We start from the raw sequence: 18,716 nt of genomic DNA on the forward strand, positions 1-18,716 counted from the left end.
ATTTTGTCTCTCTATCACGCAAATCACAAAAGAGGATATTCTATGCGTCGTGTTATTTTTAATCAAAAAGGGGGGGTTGGCAAATCGAGTATTACCTGTAATCTCGCGGCCATTAGTGCCCATTTAGGTTATAAAACGCTCGTAGTGGATTTAGATCCTCAAGGCAATAGTAGCCACTATTTATTAGGGCAACCCATCAGCGAGTTAGAAACTTCTTTATGGGATTTTTTTCATCAAGAGCTTTCATTGCTTGGTCAGCGCAAAACCCTTGCAGAAATGATTCATGCGACACCTTTCGATCATTTGCATGTGTGGCCTGCGCATCCGGAGTTAGAAAGTTTAGAAACTAAATTAGAATCCCGCTATAAAATGTACAAGCTGAGAGATGCCTTACAAAAGCTGAGTCAGGAGTATACGTATATTTTTATTGATACTCCGCCGGCACTGAATTTCTTCTCACGTTCGGCATTAATTGCGGCAGAACGTTGCCTGATTCCTTTTGATTGTGATTTATTCTCACAGCATGCACTGTATAATTTGCAAGCAGCGATTGCTGAGTTAAAAGAAGATCATAACCGAGACTTACAAATTGAAGGTATTATTGTTAACCAGTTTAATGCGCAAGCTAAATTGCCACGACAAATGATTGAAGATTTACAAGCCAGTCAGCAACCTTTATTACCGGTTCATCTGAGTGCCTCAGTGAAAATGCGTGAATCTCATCAAGTCAGCCAGCCATTAATTCAATATGCGCCTAAGCATAAATTAACGAAAGAATTTGTACGCTTATTTGAGCACTTACAAAACCAATAACGGATCAAAATGATTACTTAAATATGCCAGAAGATTTTGCTAATTCACGCTTGCCTGTCAGCCAGCAACACCAAATCCATCCGCATTTGCTCGCTCAAGTGGCTCGTTATGCAGAAAGTCGGTTTCATAAACCGATTCAAGATTTTAATCAACAAGCTTTTATACAAGCACAAAGCGCTTGGCAAGCCCATCAAGGGCCGATTATCTTGGATTCAGGCTGTGGCGTTGGTGTCAGTACACGCCTATTAGCGCAGACTTTTCCGCAGCACTTTGTGATAGGTGTTGATCGCTCAGCAGCGAGATTAAGCCGACGTTTAGGCCCTTTGCCGGCGAATGCCTGCTTAATTCGTGCAGATTTAGTTGATTTTTGGCGCTTATTGCACATACATCAATGGCCGATTGCTCGTCATTATGTGCTTTATCCTAACCCTTATCCTAAAGCGAGCCAACTACACTACCGCTGGCATGCTCACCCGGTTTGGCCGAGTTTATTAGCCATCAGCCCCTATTTAATCATGCGGACTAACTGGTTGATTTATGCACAAGAATGGGCTGCAGCCTTAGCTTTTTATCGTCGTAGTGCGCCAGTACAGCTTTTAGATTCGCAAGAGGTGGCACGTCAACCTTTAACTGCCTTTGAACGTAAATACCAAGCCAGTGGACATCCACTTTATCAAGTTCTAGTGTCTTCCTAGAGCAATTGATTTACAGAGGCGAGATTAATGCAGCAAGATTTGCAAACCTTAGCGCACCATCTTTTACAAGGCTTTGATGATTACCGTTTTCGTTTTCGTCAGATAACTCAAGATGCCCCGCAATATTTTGCGCAAGCCCATTGGCAAGCTATGCAACAGGCATCTGCTGAACGCATTGATTTATATGAAACCAGAATAAAATCTACCTGTGCACACTTACCCGCTTTGGCGCATCAGGTTGCTATCTGGCCAGATCTAAAACAGGTTTATCGCCAGATGCTAAGCACGCGTTTAGATGCTGAATTAGCAGAAACTTGGTTTAATTCGGTTTACTGCCATTTATTTGCACACGCGGGGATTAATAATCAAGCGATTTTTGTTGATGCAGAACCACGCCCAATACAAGCGCATTCTCACATTCCGCTAACACGAAGTTATTTACGTCAACAAACAGGTTTTGCGGCACTTTTTCAAACGATATTAACAAGCTATTCCTTAGGAGTGCCCTTTTTTAATTTGCAAGAAGATTGCCAATTTATAGAAAGTTCCCTTATTGAATCTTTACCCTCATATATCTTGGCAGATCCTTATTTAGATGTGCAGATGTTGCATACGGTTTTTTATCGTAATAAAGGTGCTTATTTAGTTGGACGAATCTTAAGTGGTGGCCATAGTATCCCTTTAGTTTTGCCTTTGGTACATGCAGAATCTCAGGGTGTTTTTGTGGACACCTTAATCATCGACCCTGAACAAGTTTCTATTGTATTTTCTTTTACGCGCTCTTATTTTATGGTTGATGTACCTATTCCGGCGGAATTTGTGGCTTTCTTAAAACAACTGATGCCAAATAAAGAAACAGCAGAACTTTACACAGCTATCGGTTTTTATAAACATGGTAAAACTGAGTTTTACCGCAGCTTATTAAGTCACTTGGCGCATACCTCAGACCAATTTGTGATGGCTGCTGGTGTAAAAGGTATGGTGATGAGTGTATTTACCTTACCCGGCTTTAATAGTGTCTTTAAAATTATTAAAGATAAGTTTGCACCGCCTAAAGAAGTTAGCAAGGCGACAGTCAAAGCCAAGTATGCGCTTGTAAAACGTCTTGACCGTGTCGGGCGTATGGCGGACACGCAAGAATTTTCCAATTTTTGTTTTCCTGTCAGTCGCTTTGCCCCTGAATGCTTACAAGAACTCTTAGATGTTGCGCCATCAACTGTCGAGGTGCAGGGCGATCAGGTATTAATCCATCATTTATGGACAGAAAGGCGCATGATTCCGCTGAATCTTTATTTGCAACAAGCCAATGCAAAGGAAACAGTCGCTATTTTGCAAGATTATGGACGCGCGATTAAACAGCTTGCTGCAGCGAATATTTTTCCGGGTGATATGTTGTTAAAAAACTTTGGTGTAACGCGTCATGGACGTGTGGTGTTTTATGATTATGATGAAATCAGTGATTTAACAGAGATGAATTTCCGTGAAATCCCTGAACCTCGTTTCCCAGAAGATGAACTCGCCGCTGAGCCTTGGTATTCTGTGGCACCAAATGATGTATTTCCGGAAGAGTTTGCGACCTTTTTGTTTCGGGACCCGCAACATCGACGTATATTTCAGCAAGAACATGCACAGCTTTTTCAAGCCAGTTATTGGCGCAGTGTGCAAGATGCAATTCATGCAGGCCAGTTGCTTGATGTTTATCCTTATCCTGCCCAACAAAGATTTAGATTTTTGGAAGAAATCCTATGACACTTGATGCCCGTACTTCACGCATTATTGAAATGGCTTGGGAAGATCGTACCCCATTTGAAGCGATTGAACATCAGCATGGTTTAAGCGAAGCGCAAGTGATCCAACTGATGCGCCGTCAACTTAAGCCAAGCAGCTTTCGTTTATGGCGCCAGCGCGTGAGTGGACGTAAAACCAAGCATCAAGCTTTGCGCCCTGTGGATGTGATACGCGCTTATGCGCCTGGACAGTATAAGCGCTAGTAATTAAGCGATATTAGCACCAACAAGATAATTGTCAGTGATATACCCCAGTAAGCTAGTGAAACTTGGTAACCTTGTGATATTAAGGCAAGTAATGACTGGAATTGGTGGCTGCTGTTATATTAAGTCGTTTAATCTTTTTAAGTGCCAACCCTGAGTCAGTCATTTATTGTATTGCCTGAAATTTATTAATTATGATATGCGTACTTAAAGATGAGATTCCCAAATAAAATGCATTTATCGACTGCTTGGACAAGCTCTGTAAAGATAAATCAGGTCATAAAAAACTTTATTTGCTTGTGATTTTTTACAAGTTTTACGCTATGACTTTGGATCCTGTTATTAAGGACACTTTAACCAAGCTTTCTGTGATGTGCTGTTTCTTAGGCTTGTCCTTGCTCGATGCAGTCAAGTTTTGGGGTTTGTCTTGGTCTTGGCGTTTTATACTGGGATGCTTATACTGCGAGCTGACCAAATAAACCATATCCACCTAGTCACCGTATGCTCACTAAAGTTGAGGGTGCGTACCCTAGTGAATCATTTGAAATTCTATGCTGAACACAGGTATTGCACGATTGAGTGCCGTACTCTTATGGTTTGCCTTTTGTGTCAGTCGGGCGATAACCGAAAGTTTAAATATAAGCAGCATAAGCAAAGTAGGATGGGGTAAGTGACCCGAGTACCACCTTGATCCTAGGTATAGTGCTGATAAATCACAATACCCATCAGGTCAAAGCCTTGGCCGCACAGTTAGATGAGTTTCGCTGCGCTTGACTCACCCTAGGTGGTTAATCCGTTGGGCAAGTATCACAAGCCTTGCGTGATTTTTGCTAAACTATCTTATTCAACAAGGAGTAACTACTTGTGCCTTCGTCCACAGCGCAACCGCGTTATGTCACCGCTTATTGGAAAGCCAGAGTCACTCGTGCCAATGGCAAGCACTACTGGGCGCATACCCGCACAATCTGTACAACAGATATTAACTTTGAAATTAGTGAATATTTGAAAGAAAAAGAAGTTTTGCGGGTACAAGTATATGCCTTTCATAAAGGCGCGCGTCGCTTGCTTGCCCTGAAAGGGCATGTGAGCTATTCAGTGCTTTTATCTTCGGGTACCAGCTTTGGCGTTGATATGGTTTATGATCATATTGAAAGCCAAAGCCTTAATTTTATTAAAGAATATATGCAAGATCGTCAAAAAAGTCAGCGTGGTGGCTGGTCTCTCGTGTAATTTTGGCCCGCCCTTTGGGGCGGGATAGATCAAGGCAGATAATCAGCAATGGCAAACTTTTGATCTAGTCTACGTCCTATCACATTATCACCGCACAAGTGATGTGCATACTGGGTATGTAAACAACGGATTTGCTGCCAATTGGCGATACCACCTATACCTCGTTGGGTAAATAACTCTGTAAGTTGCTGGTTTTGGATCCAAACCTTGTCTTGTGCAGACATAAAATGCCAACGCTGGCGAATATAATCTTGATGGCTGGCGTGATATTCAGCTAATAACTCTGGGTCTGCTTGTAACTCATCTTCCCACACTTTAATCAGGCCACGGCTTTCAATATGGCTTAATTCTTTTTTAAGAAGTGGCGAGGTGAGCCAATACAAGGTAGGAAATGGTTGGTGATCAACCACAGAATGCATACGCAAAACGAGGGGCGTGCCTTCGCCATCAATCGCCGCAATGGAATGGATGCCTTTCGGTGGGCGACCAATTTGTTGTTCAATAATCTGTAAATCTTGCGCACTGGGCGGATAATTAACACAAGTATGCATAACTTAAATATCAGATCAGGTGAAAAGAAAAGGCTACCTCAAAGGTAGCCTAAGTTAGTTTAGTCACTTAAAGCATAATGACTACGGTCATCATATAAAGCAACATGGCGTTGAATTAACTCAGCTAAACCATCAGCGCCCGTATCTTCTTGAATTGATTTATTAGGCATCCAAATAAACATAGGGCCTTGATAGAATAAGAAACCTTCACTAACGCGTACAACACGAGTTAATGCCGACCATTGTACAGGACCTGGCTGATTGCCTTCGGTCCAACCTTTCAGGTCCTCGTCAGTAATATCCCAGTAAATGCGTTTGTTCTGCTCTGGTGAACGTTTAAATTGACGTCCCAGCATTTTATTTTGCAACCAGCGTCTTAAGGTAAACCAATAAATGAGCAAAATAATTAATAAGGCATAATGTTGCTCAAATCCTTGTTCAACAATTGCTTGGATTAAAGCAAAAAAACCCTCTGGTACGGGATCGAGCTTATTATAGCCATTATATATGATATTAAATAATAAAGTGGCTATTAGAGTGCCACCAATGACCCAAGTAATCACTTGGCGGCGTTTACGATCTGGGCCAACTTCGTAATGGTAGTTATTGGCTTTAAGGTACTCATCTTGAGTCCAAACATATTCTAAACGCATAACAAAAATCCTGTAAAAATTAAGGTGCAGCGAACCATAACATGCCCCAAGATGCGGGATGATGCCAAATCGCAACGCCTAAAATATAAAAGACGCTCAACATTGCGCAAATAAGCGCACTGACTTTCATAGGCCGAGGCAAGTTAGGGCGTAATGCGACTATGCCAAAACCGATATAGACGAGCAAACCCAGTACTTTGGCAGTGAGCCAAGTTTGTACAAAAGGATATTGTTGAAGATAGAGACACAAGGCTAGAGCAGAAAGGAGTAAGCCTGTATCAATGACATGAGGTAACCAACGCACCCAGGGGCGTTTTAACCACGAGGAATCTGTGAGCATCCATAACCCACGTAGCCCAAAAAAACCTAGGCTTAACACCACTAGGCTAATATGTAGATGTTTAATAGCTAAATAGCTCACGTATTGATCTCATTTAGAAATTTAAAGTTAAACTCGCATCAAGTTGGGCAAGCTGTTGACGAAAATGTGCTTGTACACGGGCTAATGCTTCAGGTGTTTTACCTTCAAATCTTAAAACCAGCATAGGCGTTGTGTTGGATGCACGGCATAGGCCCCAAGCATCCTCATAATCAACGCGTACCCCATCAATCAAGGTGACGTCACCACCCGTAAAGTCCCCTTGTGCGGCCAAGCGCTCAATCAAGGCAAATTTATTATCTTCTGTCACCGTGACATTAATTTCTGGGGTACTTGGATCTTGGGGATAAGTGCTAATTAAGGTGTCTGCATCCTGATCGCTGGCAGCAAGTAGGCGTAAAAAACGTGCGCCAGCATATAAACCATCATCAAAGCCATACCAATTTTCTTGAAAGAAAATGTGTCCACTCATTTCGCCGGCTAATAGGGCTTGGGTGCGCTTCATTTCTGCTTTGACTAAAGAATGCCCCGTTGGGATCATGCGTGCCTGTCCGCCGGCTGCTTGTACACGCTCTTTAACTCTGTGGGTGCATTTAACATCGTACAGAATTAAGCCATGAGGCACTTGGGCTAAAACTTCATCCGCAAACATCATCAGTAAACGATCTGGATAAATGACCTCACCTTGAGGGGTGACAATCCCAACGCGATCGCCATCACCATCGAAAGCTAAACCGATATCCGCTTGGGTCCGCGAGACCTCCTCAAGGAGATCTTGTAGATTTTCTAACTTGCCAGGATCTGGATGATGATTAGGAAAACGGCCATCAATTTCACTATGAAGTGCAATGACTTCACAACCTAAACGACGGAATAACTCGGGTGCAAGTTCGCCTGTGACCCCATTGCCTGAATCTAAAACCACCTTTAATGGACGTTCGAGCTGCAAACGCGTGCATACGTCTTGTAGGTAGGTTTCACGTATATCCAGGGTTTGATATTCACCTGTGCCTTGTGTCAAATCTTGCTGGCAAATCCGCGTATAAAGGGCACGGATCTGGTCACCATAGAGGGTTTCCCCTCGGAGTACAATTTTAAAACCATTGTAATCCGGTGGGTTATGACTGCCGGTAATCATCACCCCAGAGCGGGTGTGTGTATGAGTAGCAGCTGCAAAATAGAGGACAGGTGTGGGCACTTGGCCAATATCAATCACATGACAGCCCGTTGCACGTATCCCTTGGATTAAGGCTTGTGCCATCTCTGGGCCAGATAAGCGTCCATCACGGGCGACTAATAAACTCTGATCACCACGGGCCAAACATTCACTGCCAAGGGCTTGGCCGATTTGATAGACACCTTCAACAAACAAACTTTGGCCAACGATACCGCGAATATCATAAGCACGAAAAATAGATTCTGTGAGCATAAGAGCCTCTCTCATTGATCAAAATTAATGGCGGCCTGTACTACCAAAGCCATCAGTGCCCCGCTCCGAATCAGTAAAGGTTTCCACAAAATGCATCTGTGCATGTAAAACCGGCACCAGCACATATTGGGCAATACGTTCCCCCGGTTGCACCCTATAAGCTTGCTGGCTGCGATTCCATAAAGAAATCTTAATTTCGCCTTGGTAATCCGCGTCCACTAGCCCGACTAGATTACCTAACACCAAGCCGTGTTTATGGCCTAAACCTGAACGCGGTAAAATTAAACCTGCATATTGGGGATCTTGGATATACATTGCGATCCCTGTTCCTATCAGTTCACTTTGACCTGCCTCTAGGGTTAAAGGTGCATCCATGAGTGCACGCAAATCTAACCCTGCGGAGCCAGCCGTGGCATAACTGGGTAAAGGAAATTCCGCACCTAAACGCGGATCAAGAATTTTAACTTGGAGGGGAATGGATTGCGCTTGCATGCGATTTCTCTGCAAAAGTAAAAAGATTGGAATAAGGCTTAGGTTGTTTGTTCAAGTGCTTGCTGGCCTAATGCTTGCTGTCCTAAATAGTGGCGTGCAAACTGCCAAGCCGTACGGCCGCTGCGATGGCCTTTTAATTGGGCAAAGCGCAAAGCTTGGGTGCGAGCTTCTTGATCCCAAGGAATCGACACTTGATATTGAAGCGCAAGTTTTTGTAACCAATGCTGGGCGGCGGCAAGATAAGTTTCTTGGCTAAAAGGATAAAAAGAGATCCATAATCCGAAGCGATCGGAAAGAGCGATTTTTTCTTCAATCGCATCCGCATAATGCAACTCGCCTTCAATCACCTTGCTGGCTTGATTATCCTGCATGTGCTCAGGCACCAAATGGCGGCGGTTTGAGGTTGCATACAAAAGCACCTGTTCATAATGGCCGCTTAAACTGCCATCTAGCAGGCTTTTTAACGGTTTATAAGCAAGATCACCTTGCTCAAAGGACAAATCATCTGTGTAAATAATAAAGCGCCATGGGGTTGACGGAAGTTGCGCAAGCATCTGATGTAAATCAGCAAGCTGTTCTTTTTCAACTTGTAAAACGCGTAAGCCTTGCGCAGCAAAAGTATATAAGAGGGCACGAATTAAGGAGGATTTCCCTGTACCGCGACTCCCCCATAACAAGACATTGTTGGCAGGAAGACCCGCAAGAAATTGGCGGGTATTTTGCTCGACTCTGGCCTTGGCGTGATCAATACCAATTAAATCGTGCAAATCAAAACCAGGTGCATCTGTCGCCGGCATTAAGCGCACAAGTTGGCCTGCCTGTGCATCCCAAGTTGCGGCCCAAGTCGTGTGCCAGTCAATCGCTTGTGGGGTTTGAGGGAGCCAGCGCGCTTCTAAAACTTGTAACAAACGTTCGCAACGCTGAGCCCATGCGAATTTCAGACGAGGCTTGGATATTTTTTTTTTATCCTTGGTGTGATGTTTTTTACCCATGTTGATTTTCTCCAAAAACGACACAAAAAACGCCCGTTGAATCGGGCGCTTAGGGTGTGAGTTTACATGAGCGAGATATGAATTAAAGATGGGCAACAGTGAGAATTTCGTATTCCACACCACCACGTGGGGTTTGTACAACGACCACATCCCCTTCTTCTTTACCAATCAAAGCGCGTGCAATCGGGGAAGAAACCGAAATTTTCCCTTGATCGAAGTCCGCTTCATCTTCACCAACAATCTGATATTTCACCTGATTGTCTGTATCCAGATGCAGCAAATCTACCGTCACCCCAAAAATCACTCGGCCTGTGTAGGCAATTTTGGTGACATCAATCACTTGAGCGGCAGAAAGCTTGGACTCAATATCTTGAATCCGGCCTTCAATAAAGCCTTGGCGCTCGCGTGCGGCGTGATATTCGGCGTTTTCTTTGAGATCGCCGTGTTCACGTGCTTCAGCAATCGCCTCAATCACTTGTGGACGCTCGACATTTTTAAGCTCTTCTAGTTCTTTGCGCAGGTGAGCTTCACCTGCAGGCGTCATAGGGACTCGATTCATTTAATTTCTAACCTGTTTAGCTTGTGCATGAATATCTTGCAATCGCCGTACTTGGATCTCTTGGCCATATTCTAATGCCAAGCAAACTGCGCGTGCTCCTGCCAAAGTGGTGGTATAAGGCACTTTGTGTTGCAGCGCAGTACGGCGGATAATGGATGAATCTGCAATGGCTTGACGCCCTTCTGTGGTGTTGACAATGTAATCAATTTGATCATTTTTCAACTTATCCACAATATGGGGACGTCCTTCAGCAACCTTGTTAACGACTTCCACTGGAATGCCTGCATCTGTGATCACTTTTGCCGTGCCACGGGTTGCCACCAGTTGGAAGCCTAATTTATGCAAGGTTGCGGCAACTTCCACTGCACCTGTTTTATCCACTTCACGCACCGAAATAAAAGCAGTACCACTTTGTGGTAGGCGTTCACCTGCACCGAGCTGCGCCTTAAAGAAGGCTTCTGCAAAAGTGCTACCACTTCCCATCACTTCACCGGTGGATTTCATTTCCGGTCCTAAAATAGGGTCGACCCCTTGGAATTTATTAAAGGGGAAGACAGCTTCTTTTACGCTAAAGTGTTGGGGAAGGATTTCTTGAGTGAAGCTTTGTTCGGCGAGTGAGGTGCCAGCCATACAACGTGCTGCTACCTGAGCTAAGGAAGCTCCGATACATTTAGACACGAAAGGCACAGTACGTGATGCGCGTGGATTAACTTCGATCACGTAGATTTCGCCATCTTGCCATGCCAGCTGTACATTCATCAAGCCTACAACGCCTAATTCCACTGCCATGCGTTTGACCTGCTCGCGCATTTGGTCTTGGACATCCGCAGGTAGGCTGTAAGGCGGCAGTGAACAAGCTGAATCACCTGAGTGAACCCCAGCTTGTTCAATGTGCTGCATAATGCCGCCGATCACCACTTCTTTGCCATCAGAAACCGCATCAATGTCGACTTCAACTGCGGCATTAAGGAAGTGATCGAGTAGCACAGGTGAGTCATTAGAGACCTTGACCGCATTGGTCATATAACGCTCTAACTCATCTTCACCATATACAATTTCCATTGCACGTCCGCCCAGTACATAAGAAGGACGTACGACCAGTGGGAAGCCAATTTCACGCGCTTTCGCTAAAGCTTCATCTAAGCTACGCGCCGTGGCATTAGGGGGTTGCTTAAGTCCCAGCTTTTCGATCATCTGCTGGAAACGTTCACGGTCTTCTGCGCGGTCAATCGCATCTGGTGTGGTGCCAATAATATTGACGCCAGCGGCTTCTAATTCACGTGCTAATTTCAGCGGTGTTTGTCCGCCAAATTGGACAATCACGCCTTTAGGTTGTTCTTTATCGACGATTTCCAGTACATCTTCTAAAGTGACAGGCTCGAAATACAAGCGATCTGAGGTGTCATAATCGGTAGAAACGGTTTCAGGGTTACAGTTGACCATTAAGGTTTCATAACCGTCATCACGCATGGCAAGGGCTGCATGCACACAACAATAATCGAACTCTATCCCTTGGCCAATCCGATTCGGGCCGCCACCAAGCACCATAATTTTATCACGCTGGCTGGGCTGGGCTTCGCATTCTTCTTCGTACGTGGAGTACATGTAAGCGGTACTGGTGGCAAATTCTGCAGCACAGGTATCGACACGCTTATACACAGGACGTACGTTGAGTTTATGACGCAAACGGCGCACTTCTTTTTCAGCGACACCCATCAGGTTAGCTAAGCGTGCATCGGAGAAACCTTTACGCTTAAGACGCCATAAGCGCTCGTAATCCAAATCGGCCAAACTGGATTTAGCGACTTGGGCTTCATCTTTGACTAAGTCTTCCAGTTGCACCAAAAACCAAGGATCAATTTTGGTGAGGTTGAAAATCTCCTGCATGCTTAAGCCAGCACGGAAGGCATCAGCGAGGAACCAAATCCGCTCTGCGCCAGGGCTGGTTAATTCACCTTTGAGTTGGGTCAGGTTTTCTTCGTCAAAGCTATCAAATTTAGGGTCCAAGCCCACGACGCCAACTTCCAAGCCACGAAGTGCTTTTTGGAGAGATTCTTGGAAAGTGCGCCCAATCGCCATGACTTCACCCACAGATTTCATCTGGGTGGTGAGGCGGTCATTAGCTTGCGGGAATTTTTCGAAAGTGAAACGTGGGATTTTGGTGACCACATAATCAATCGAAGGCTCAAACGACGCAGGGGTGGCGCCGCCGGTAATGTCATTTTGTAGCTCATCGAGTGTGTAACCAACGGCCAACTTAGCGGCTACCTTCGCAATCGGGAAGCCCGTCGCTTTAGAGGCTAAAGCCGAAGAACGAGAGACCCGAGGATTCATCTCGATAACGACCATTCGGCCTGTATCAGGGCAGATCCCAAATTGTACGTTGGAACCACCGGTTTCTACGCCAATTTCACGCAAAACTGCCAAAGAGGCGTTCCGCATGATTTGGTATTCTTTATCTGTCAGGGTTTGTGCTGGTGCAACTGTGATGGAGTCCCCTGTGTGCACGCCCATAGGATCGAAGTTTTCGATGGCACACACGATAATGCAATTGTCTTTTTTATCGCGGACCACTTCCATTTCGTATTCTTTCCAACCAATGAGGGATTCATCAATTAACAGCTCATTGGTCGGGGATAAGTCCAAGCCGCGTTGGCAAATTTCTTCGAACTCTTCCTTATTGTAAGCAATACCACCGCCTGTGCCACCCATGGTGAACGAAGGGCGAATAATACAAGGAAAGCCGATATCTTCTAGGACTTGCCAAGCTTCTTGCATCGAGTGGGCAATCGAAGCGCGCGGACACTCAAGGCCAATATTACGCATGGCTTTGTCGAAACGATCGCGGTTTTCCGCTTTATCAATGGTGTCGGCATTGGCACCGATCATTTCCACGCCATATTTGGCTAGGACACCATGTTTTTCTAAATCGAGTGCACAGTTGAGCGCAGTTTGTCCGCCCATGGTCGGCAGCAAGGCGCTAGGACGTTCTTGTTCAATAATTTTTTCGACCGCTTCCCAAGTAATTGGCTCGATATAGGTAGCATCGGCCATTGCGGGATCTGTCATAATGGTCGCGGGATTGGAATTCACCAAAATCACGCGATACCCTTCCTCACGCAGCGCTTTACAGGCTTGCGCGCCGGAGTAGTCAAATTCACAGGCTTGACCTATGACGATAGGTCCAGCGCCTAAAATCAAAATGCTTTGAATGTCGGTACGTTTTGGCATGGCTAGTTCGCAACCTTGTGTGAAAGCCTGCAAGCAGGAACGGCTAATCTGAAATACGGATTAAAGTACACTTGTGCACCAAAAGCGCAACACAAGTGTACAGATACGCCTTAAGCAAGTCGGCGTCTTAGCGGCCTTGTTGCATCAGAGCGATAAAACGATCAAATAAGGGGGCAACATCATGTGGCCCTGGGCTGGCTTCTGGGTGACCTTGGAAGCTAAACGCAGGTTTATCAGTGCGTTCTATCCCTTGCAAGGAACCATCAAATAAGGATTTATGGGTCGCTTGCAAATTGGCGGGCAAACTGTCTTCATCTACCGCAAAACCGTGGTTTTGGCTGGTAATTAAGACTTGTCCAGTGTGCAAATCCTGTACAGGGTGGTTTGCACCATGATGGCCAAACTTCATTTTCGAAGTACGAGCACCTGAAGCGAGCGCTAACAATTGGTGGCCCAAACAAATCCCGAAAATCGGTAGATTGGTTTGCTCCAGCAGGGTTTTGATGGCTTGAATGGCGTAATCGCACGGCTCGGGATCACCAGGGCCATTAGAAAGGAAAATACCATCTGGATTAAGCGCGAGGACTTCCTCGGCGGGAGTTTTTGCAGGTACCACGGTCAGGCGGCAACCGCGTTGTGCCAACATGCGCAAAATATTGTATTTCACGCCATAATCATAGGCGACGACATGGAAACTTTGCTGTTGAGCATCTTGCTGTTGATAACCGGAGGCTAAATCCCACTCACCTTGCTGCCAAGTGTAAGTTTGTGCTGTGGTGACTTCTTTAGCGAGGTCTAGTCCTTTTAAACCACCAAAACTCCGGGCTTGCGCCAGTGCTTGTTCGCTGGCATCGGCTGCTAAGGCAGCTTCACCGGCAAGAATGCAGGCACTTTGTGCGCCTTTATCACGCAAAATACGTGTAAGGCGACGTGTATCTATATCGGCAATAGCAACGATTTGGTGTGCCTGTAAGTAGGCATCAAGGGGTTGCTGGTTGCGCCAGTTGCTGGCAAGAAGTGGTAAATCACGAATCACAAGACCCGCAGCGCAGACATGAGCTGATTCAACATCTTCAGCATTAGTGCCTGTATTGCCGATATGCGGATAAGTGAGCGTCACAATCTGGCGGGTGTAGGAGGGGTCTGTGAGTATTTCTTGATAGCCGGTCATCGAGGTGTTGAACACAAGTTCACCACATGTCTGACCCTCACTACCTATGGCGGTCCCGTGGAATATACTGCCATCTTCCAGGGCCAAAATGGCTGCTTTAGTCAAGGTTTGCCTCCTCCCGTCACGAGCGCTTATGGCTGAATGCTTAGGTATTGAATCAGGTGCAAAAAAGCGAGATGGAACTAGATGGCTCCATCCCGCTATAGAATTAGGTAGGCGATTCTGACATAAATTTTAGCCAGTAATCCGTAACATTTTAGGTTAATTCCCTAGTCTTTGTCCACCGTTGGCCGCAGACTTGTCGCGGGAATCTAGCTAAGCCGCTGCTTTAATCAGCTAAACTGATCCCTAAATTGCTAATGCCTTGGTTTTCGCCCAAGGTGCGCAAACGCCTATAAAAGGCTTTACTGGCTTGTTGGCATGCTTGCAATTGTGCCAAAACTTCATCTTGGAAAGCCTCTTCTTCCTGCATGAGATCTTGTTGACGTATCCAGGTTTTAAGTGCCTGCTGACCTGCATCACTTTGGGGATCTAACTCAGAAACTGAGGTAAATTCCATCTCAAGCAGTTGATAGACACAAGCACGAGATAAACGGCTCATGCGCACGACTTCATCAGCATCTGCTTGTTCTAAAAGCCCTAAAGTGGTACTGAGCCCCATGAGCGCATCAAGTGCTGGGTACACACCATAGCAGGTAAAGCTTTGAGGATCTGGCATCAAAGCTTCTAGCTTTTCTTGTTGTGCTTCTATATTAATGCGGGTTTGTGGATGTAATTGGACTTGCCAAATCAGGTCCATCAGTTGTTGTGCTTGCTCGCATGCGCCTTGGGCTTGCTGGGGCGAGTAGTTTTCAGGTAAAAGCTGCGCGAGATTCTCAGCAAATAACAAGTAATTAGGCAGCATGCGTTGACTCAGGCAAGCCGCAAAGGCAACTTGTTGCCAGGGTGCTAACAGGCGTAAGCTCTGGTTGAAACTGGGAGGCTTGGGTAAGGTGGTTTTTTTAGTTTTACTCTGCGTCATCAGGGGCTTAGCCTCCTACACGTTGAATCGGCCAAGGATAATGGGTTTGTAGCCACTGTTCGATAGATGTGCGCTTATCACCTTGCAATTCTATATGTCCATCCGCATGCAAACTGCCACCTGTGCCACAGACCTTTTTAAGGCGGCTGCATAGGGTTTTAAGTGCGGCATCTTCTAAAGGCAAATCGCGAATACAGGTCACGCCCTTGCCTTTGCGGCCTTTGGTTTCATAACTTAAGCGCACAGTACCATCGCAGGCAGCAAGACGTTGCGCTTGTGCCAGCTGTTGACATTGGCAAGCGGCTAAGGGTGTCTGGCAATCTGGGCATAAAGTGCCTGCATCTGTCGCATAGACACCACGGGCTGTCGTTTTTGTTTGTGAGCTAGCGTCTGTTGATGACGTATAACCAGTTAAACTTTGTAGCTGATCTTTCCAAGAAGACATGCGCAATAACATCCTAAAGATCAAAAAGAATCTTGTTGTCGCTTGGACCCCGCTCGCTTGAGCGAGGCAAACATAGTCGAGGCAAACCAAACATAGTTAAAGGGTTTGTTCCTCTCTGCCCTTGGTGGCCATCAATTGAGCATGTGCCTGCGCAAGTTGAGAGGCGAGTGCATAGCCTTGAATGCTGGACATCATACTTTCGCTATAGCGTAGAAAACGTGTTTTCTCGGCGGCTGCGATAGGTTCGGCTTTGGGTAATTCGACTGTCCGTGGGTTTTTGTGCACACCATTGACGCGGAGTTCGTAGTGCAAGTGCGGGCCTGTCACTAAACCGGATTTACCAACATAACCTATGACTTGGCCTTGTTTCACTGAATCCCCTGCTTTCAGTCCTTTTTGATAGCGACTCATGTGTGCATAAAGGGTTGAGTATTGGCCACCGTGTTGAATAACGACCGTACGCCCATAACCACCTTTCCAGCCAAGAGAAACAATTTTGCCTTTACCAACCGATTTAATCGGGGTGCCTATAGAAGCAGCAAAATCGACACCACGGTGCGGACGCTTCACACCTAAGACAGGGTGATAACGTTCTGGCTGAAAATTGGAGCTAATACGATAGAAATCAACAGGGTTACGTAAGAAGGCCTTACGCATACTTTTGCCTTCAGGGGTGTAATAGGCAATTTCATCTTGACTATCTTGATAGCGGATGCCGGTATAGGTTTGTCCTTGAATCGTCACTTGGGCAACGAGAATATCGCCATCACGGTATTTGTAGCCATCGACAAACTCCTCACGATAAACCACGCGGAAGGTATCGCCAGGACGGATATCTAAAGCAAAATCAATATCCCAAGCAAAAATCTCTGCCAGCCTCATCATGGTGGCGCGCGTGAGGCCTGCACGCTCTCCAGCACTAAATAAGGTGCTTTCGATCGTGCCTTCTTTATAGGCAAAGTGGTATTCAGGTTCGCGGGTTAAATCGCTGACTTGGTAAGCTTGATCTTCTTTATGGTAAGTAATCAGGGTGCTATCAATTGGGGAGCGTTCTAGGCGGAGGGCTAGCAGCTTGTCAGTTTCTGGATCGAGTTGGAAATGCAGCTTATGATCAGGATGCAGATCTGTGATGATTTTTTTCTCTTCCGTACTTAAAAAGCTCAGCATTTGATACATTTGGCCGACACCGACGCCTGCACGCTCAAACACAGCTGCTAGGGTATCGCCACCTTGAATGTCTATCATTTTTTCCCGCGTGCTGGCGGTGGTTTGGTTTAAGCTGGGTAACCATTCTTGTGCGCGGTCGCTTAACTCCATCTCTAAAGGAAGTTCGATACGCTTGGCGGCGACCTCTTGCAAGGGCAACCCGAGCATAAAAATCCCTGCAACAGAAGCCACGGCTGAAGCGAGCGCCAAATGGCGCTTTTTAAGGCGTTTTGGTGCTTGTGTGTGTGTTGTGCTCATGATCCTAATTCTTCTAGTCGTTGTATGTATAAAGTGACAGCTAGCCAGTCTTGCTACAGGCGAATAAAAGCCTGCGGCAGAAAGCAGCCTCTAGCTGGTGTAAATGCTATACTCTGCGCCATTTTACTGACTTCTGCTGACAGATGCATGTGCGTTCGTGTGAGCTAACGTGCATCTTTTAGAAGTCTTTAGACAAATCCACTGTAATCACTGAGGTAAAGCTTGCATGAGTTCTGTAGCTGACGCATTGGCACTTATCAAACGCGGCGCAAATGAAATTCTGGTAGAAGAAGAATTAGTGCGTAAGTTAGAGCAAAACCGTCCTTTACGTATCAAAGCCGGTTTTGATCCCACAGCGCCTGATTTACATTTAGGGCATACTGTGCTGATTAATAAGTTGCGTCAATTCCAACAACTAGGTCACGAAGTGATTTTTCTAATTGGAGATTTTACCGGACGTATCGGCGATCCTACGGGTAAAAATGTCACTCGCAAACCCCTCAGTGAAGACGATGTGTTGGCAAATGCAGCGACTTATAAAGAACAGGTTTTTAAGATTTTAGATCCAGCAAAAACCCGAGTGGCTTTTAACTCTGAGTGGATGAACCAGCTTTCTGCTGCACAAATGATCGAGCTGGCGGCGCAAACGACGGTCGCGCGCATGTTAGAACGAGATGATTTCGAAAAACGCTATCAAGGCCAACAGCCTATTGCCATTCATGAGTTTTTATACCCTTTAGTGCAGGGGTATGACTCAGTAGCCTTACAAGCGGATGTTGAGCTGGGGGGAACGGATCAAAAGTTTAACCTCTTGATGGGACGCGAATTACAAAAGCATTTTGGCCAAGAGCCTCAAGTCGTGCTGACTATGCCTATCTTGGAAGGTTTGGACGGAGTGCAAAAAATGTCCAAATCCTTAGGTAACTATGTGGGGATTAATGACAAACCAGGCGAAATGTTTACTAAATTACTTTCTATGCCAGATGCCTTGATTTGGCGTTATTTTGAGTTGCTTTCTTTTAAACCTATGGAAGAGATTCAAGCCTTACAAGCGGATGTGGAGCAGGGTGCCAATCCACGAGATATTAAAGCGATTTTAGCACGTGAGCTGATCGCACGTTTCCATGGAGAAGAAGCCGCCGCCAATGCGCATAAATCAGCAGGTAACCGTTTAGCAGAAGGTGAGATTCCAGAAGATTTGCCTGAAGTCACCTTGGAAGCAGAAGGGCAAAACGAATTGCCGTTGGCGTCCATCTTAAATCGTGCTGATCTGGCCAACAATGGTGCGCAAGCCAAAGATATGCTGAATAATGGGCGGGTGAAAGTCGATCAAGCAGTCGCTGACAAAGGTGCTATGTTAACTGCTGGAAAAACTTATCTTATCCAAGCAGGTAAAAAGCGTTTTGCGCGTGTACATATTAAACCCTAAAAAGTCCTTGCATTCTGTTTTGATCTGCGTATAATCTACCTCCGCTGCTTAGGACGAGACCATCAGGTGCGTCTAAGTAGCGGAAGTCTTTCCTTAGGGTTTTGCAAACAGATTTATTTGTTTTCAAGGTTCGCTAGGCTAGACTAGCCCTAGTGGGTTTTTGCTAAGTGT

18 protein-coding genes are annotated in these 18,716 nt (G+C 45.7%); 6 read left to right on the plus strand and 12 right to left on the minus strand.

Annotated elements, in window-relative coordinates; translation table 11 throughout:
* Window positions 1-42 precede the first annotated feature (42 nt).
* The 5 genes from BMX05_RS10905 to BMX05_RS10925 all read left to right on the plus strand — a co-directional run bounded on the left by BMX05_RS10905 (window position 43) and on the right by BMX05_RS10925 (window position 4,729).
* The gene (locus BMX05_RS10905) at window positions 43-813 is read left to right on the plus strand and encodes a ParA family protein (protein ID WP_093311729.1); all 771 of its coding nucleotides are present in this window, start codon (window positions 43-45) and stop codon (window positions 811-813) included.
* A gap of 23 nt (window positions 814-836) precedes the next feature.
* Complete coding sequence (gene trmB / locus BMX05_RS10910; protein WP_093311732.1) at window positions 837-1,508, plus strand: tRNA (guanine(46)-N(7))-methyltransferase TrmB; 672 nt, start codon at window positions 837-839, stop codon at window positions 1,506-1,508.
* A gap of 27 nt (window positions 1,509-1,535) precedes the next feature.
* Window positions 1,536-3,257, plus strand: coding sequence for a bifunctional isocitrate dehydrogenase kinase/phosphatase (gene aceK / locus BMX05_RS10915; RefSeq protein ID WP_093311734.1), 1,722 nt, complete (start codon window positions 1,536-1,538; stop codon window positions 3,255-3,257).
* Window positions 3,254-3,499, plus strand: a complete 246-nt coding sequence (locus tag BMX05_RS10920) for a TIGR03643 family protein (protein ID WP_093311738.1) — start codon at window positions 3,254-3,256, stop codon at window positions 3,497-3,499. Before aceK ends, BMX05_RS10920 begins: the two co-directional genes overlap by 4 nt.
* Window positions 3,500-4,363: 864 nt before the next feature.
* Window positions 4,364-4,729: a hypothetical protein gene (locus BMX05_RS10925; RefSeq protein WP_093311741.1), complete on the plus strand. Its 366-nt coding sequence runs from the start codon at window positions 4,364-4,366 to the stop codon at window positions 4,727-4,729.
* Between the two features lie 29 nt (window positions 4,730-4,758).
* On the opposite strand, the gene BMX05_RS10930 is transcribed toward BMX05_RS10925, so the two are convergent.
* From BMX05_RS10930 to BMX05_RS10985, 12 genes are all read right to left on the minus strand, one after another.
* On the minus strand, window positions 4,759-5,280 hold the full coding sequence (locus tag BMX05_RS10930) for a DUF501 domain-containing protein (RefSeq protein WP_093311745.1): 522 nt from the start codon (window positions 5,278-5,280) through the stop codon (window positions 4,759-4,761).
* Between the two features lie 59 nt (window positions 5,281-5,339).
* Window positions 5,340-5,933, minus strand: coding sequence for a hypothetical protein (locus BMX05_RS10935; protein WP_093311750.1), 594 nt, complete (start codon window positions 5,931-5,933; stop codon window positions 5,340-5,342).
* Between the two features lie 19 nt (window positions 5,934-5,952).
* A complete protein-coding gene (locus tag BMX05_RS10940; RefSeq protein WP_093311754.1) occupies window positions 5,953-6,354 on the minus strand; it encodes a SirB2 family protein in 402 nt (133 codons plus the stop codon).
* A gap of 13 nt (window positions 6,355-6,367) precedes the next feature.
* Window positions 6,368-7,741, minus strand: a complete 1,374-nt coding sequence (locus tag BMX05_RS10945; RefSeq protein ID WP_245710709.1) for a phosphomannomutase/phosphoglucomutase — start codon at window positions 7,739-7,741, stop codon at window positions 6,368-6,370.
* 24 nt (window positions 7,742-7,765) lie between these two features.
* On the minus strand, window positions 7,766-8,233 hold the full coding sequence (gene dut, locus BMX05_RS10950; RefSeq protein WP_093311763.1) for a dUTP diphosphatase: 468 nt from the start codon (window positions 8,231-8,233) through the stop codon (window positions 7,766-7,768).
* Between the two features lie 38 nt (window positions 8,234-8,271).
* Window positions 8,272-9,225, minus strand: coding sequence for an ATP-binding protein (locus BMX05_RS10955; RefSeq protein ID WP_093311767.1), 954 nt, complete (start codon window positions 9,223-9,225; stop codon window positions 8,272-8,274).
* Between the two features lie 82 nt (window positions 9,226-9,307).
* Entirely contained in the window at window positions 9,308-9,784 is a 477-nt protein-coding gene (greA, locus tag BMX05_RS10960; protein WP_093311770.1) for a transcription elongation factor GreA, read from the minus strand.
* A complete protein-coding gene (gene carB / locus BMX05_RS10965; protein ID WP_093311774.1) occupies window positions 9,785-13,015 on the minus strand; it encodes a carbamoyl-phosphate synthase large subunit in 3,231 nt (1,076 codons plus the stop codon).
* Window positions 13,016-13,142: 127 nt separating this feature from the next.
* Window positions 13,143-14,291, minus strand: a complete 1,149-nt coding sequence (carA, locus tag BMX05_RS10970; RefSeq protein ID WP_093311777.1) for a glutamine-hydrolyzing carbamoyl-phosphate synthase small subunit — start codon at window positions 14,289-14,291, stop codon at window positions 13,143-13,145.
* Between the two features lie 223 nt (window positions 14,292-14,514).
* Window positions 14,515-15,207: a YjaG family protein gene (locus BMX05_RS10975; protein WP_093311780.1), complete on the minus strand. Its 693-nt coding sequence runs from the start codon at window positions 15,205-15,207 to the stop codon at window positions 14,515-14,517.
* 7 nt (window positions 15,208-15,214) lie between these two features.
* Window positions 15,215-15,652 carry a translation initiation factor gene (locus tag BMX05_RS10980; protein ID WP_093311783.1) on the minus strand — a complete coding sequence of 146 codons (438 nt, stop codon included), beginning with the start codon at window positions 15,650-15,652 and terminating at the stop codon, window positions 15,215-15,217.
* Between the two features lie 96 nt (window positions 15,653-15,748).
* Complete coding sequence (locus tag BMX05_RS10985; protein ID WP_093311787.1) at window positions 15,749-17,116, minus strand: M23 family metallopeptidase; 1,368 nt, start codon at window positions 17,114-17,116, stop codon at window positions 15,749-15,751.
* Window positions 17,117-17,342: 226 nt separating this feature from the next.
* On the opposite strand from BMX05_RS10985, the gene tyrS reads away from it, so the two are divergent.
* Window positions 17,343-18,545 carry a tyrosine--tRNA ligase gene (gene tyrS / locus BMX05_RS10990; RefSeq protein ID WP_093311792.1) on the plus strand — a complete coding sequence of 401 codons (1,203 nt, stop codon included), beginning with the start codon at window positions 17,343-17,345 and terminating at the stop codon, window positions 18,543-18,545.
* The last annotated feature ends 171 nt before the right edge of the window (window positions 18,546-18,716 follow it).

Origin of the sequence: Allopseudospirillum japonicum, assembly GCF_900108915.1 — a bacterium.
GTDB lineage: Bacteria > Pseudomonadota > Gammaproteobacteria > Pseudomonadales > Halomonadaceae > Pseudospirillum > Pseudospirillum japonicum.

What these genes read in the sequence shown, in the direction of transcription:
- BMX05_RS10905 (WP_093311729.1), top strand. Translation starts at nt 43, where the DNA reads ATGCGTCGTGTTATTTTTAATCAAAAAGGGGGGGTTGGCAAATCGAGT.
- trmB (WP_093311732.1), top strand. Translation starts at nt 837, where the DNA reads ATGCCAGAAGATTTTGCTAATTCACGCTTGCCTGTCAGCCAGCAACAC.
- aceK (WP_093311734.1), top strand. Translation starts at nt 1,536, where the DNA reads ATGCAGCAAGATTTGCAAACCTTAGCGCACCATCTTTTACAAGGCTTT.
- BMX05_RS10920 (WP_093311738.1), top strand. Translation starts at nt 3,254, where the DNA reads ATGACACTTGATGCCCGTACTTCACGCATTATTGAAATGGCTTGGGAA.
- BMX05_RS10930 (WP_093311745.1), bottom strand. Translation starts at nt 5,280, where the DNA reads ATGCATACTTGTGTTAATTATCCGCCCAGTGCGCAAGATTTACAGATT.
- BMX05_RS10935 (WP_093311750.1), bottom strand. Translation starts at nt 5,933, where the DNA reads ATGCGTTTAGAATATGTTTGGACTCAAGATGAGTACCTTAAAGCCAAT.
- BMX05_RS10945 (WP_245710709.1), bottom strand. Translation starts at nt 7,741, where the DNA reads ATGCTCACAGAATCTATTTTTCGTGCTTATGATATTCGCGGTATCGTT.
- dut (WP_093311763.1), bottom strand. Translation starts at nt 8,233, where the DNA reads ATGCAAGCGCAATCCATTCCCCTCCAAGTTAAAATTCTTGATCCGCGT.
- BMX05_RS10955 (WP_093311767.1), bottom strand. Translation starts at nt 9,225, where the DNA reads ATGGGTAAAAAACATCACACCAAGGATAAAAAAAAAATATCCAAGCCT.
- greA (WP_093311770.1), bottom strand. Translation starts at nt 9,784, where the DNA reads ATGAATCGAGTCCCTATGACGCCTGCAGGTGAAGCTCACCTGCGCAAA.
- carB (WP_093311774.1), bottom strand. Translation starts at nt 13,015, where the DNA reads ATGCCAAAACGTACCGACATTCAAAGCATTTTGATTTTAGGCGCTGGA.
- BMX05_RS10975 (WP_093311780.1), bottom strand. Translation starts at nt 15,207, where the DNA reads ATGACGCAGAGTAAAACTAAAAAAACCACCTTACCCAAGCCTCCCAGT.
- BMX05_RS10980 (WP_093311783.1), bottom strand. Translation starts at nt 15,652, where the DNA reads ATGTCTTCTTGGAAAGATCAGCTACAAAGTTTAACTGGTTATACGTCA.
- BMX05_RS10985 (WP_093311787.1), bottom strand. Translation starts at nt 17,116, where the DNA reads ATGAGCACAACACACACACAAGCACCAAAACGCCTTAAAAAGCGCCAT.
- tyrS (WP_093311792.1), top strand. Translation starts at nt 17,343, where the DNA reads ATGAGTTCTGTAGCTGACGCATTGGCACTTATCAAACGCGGCGCAAAT.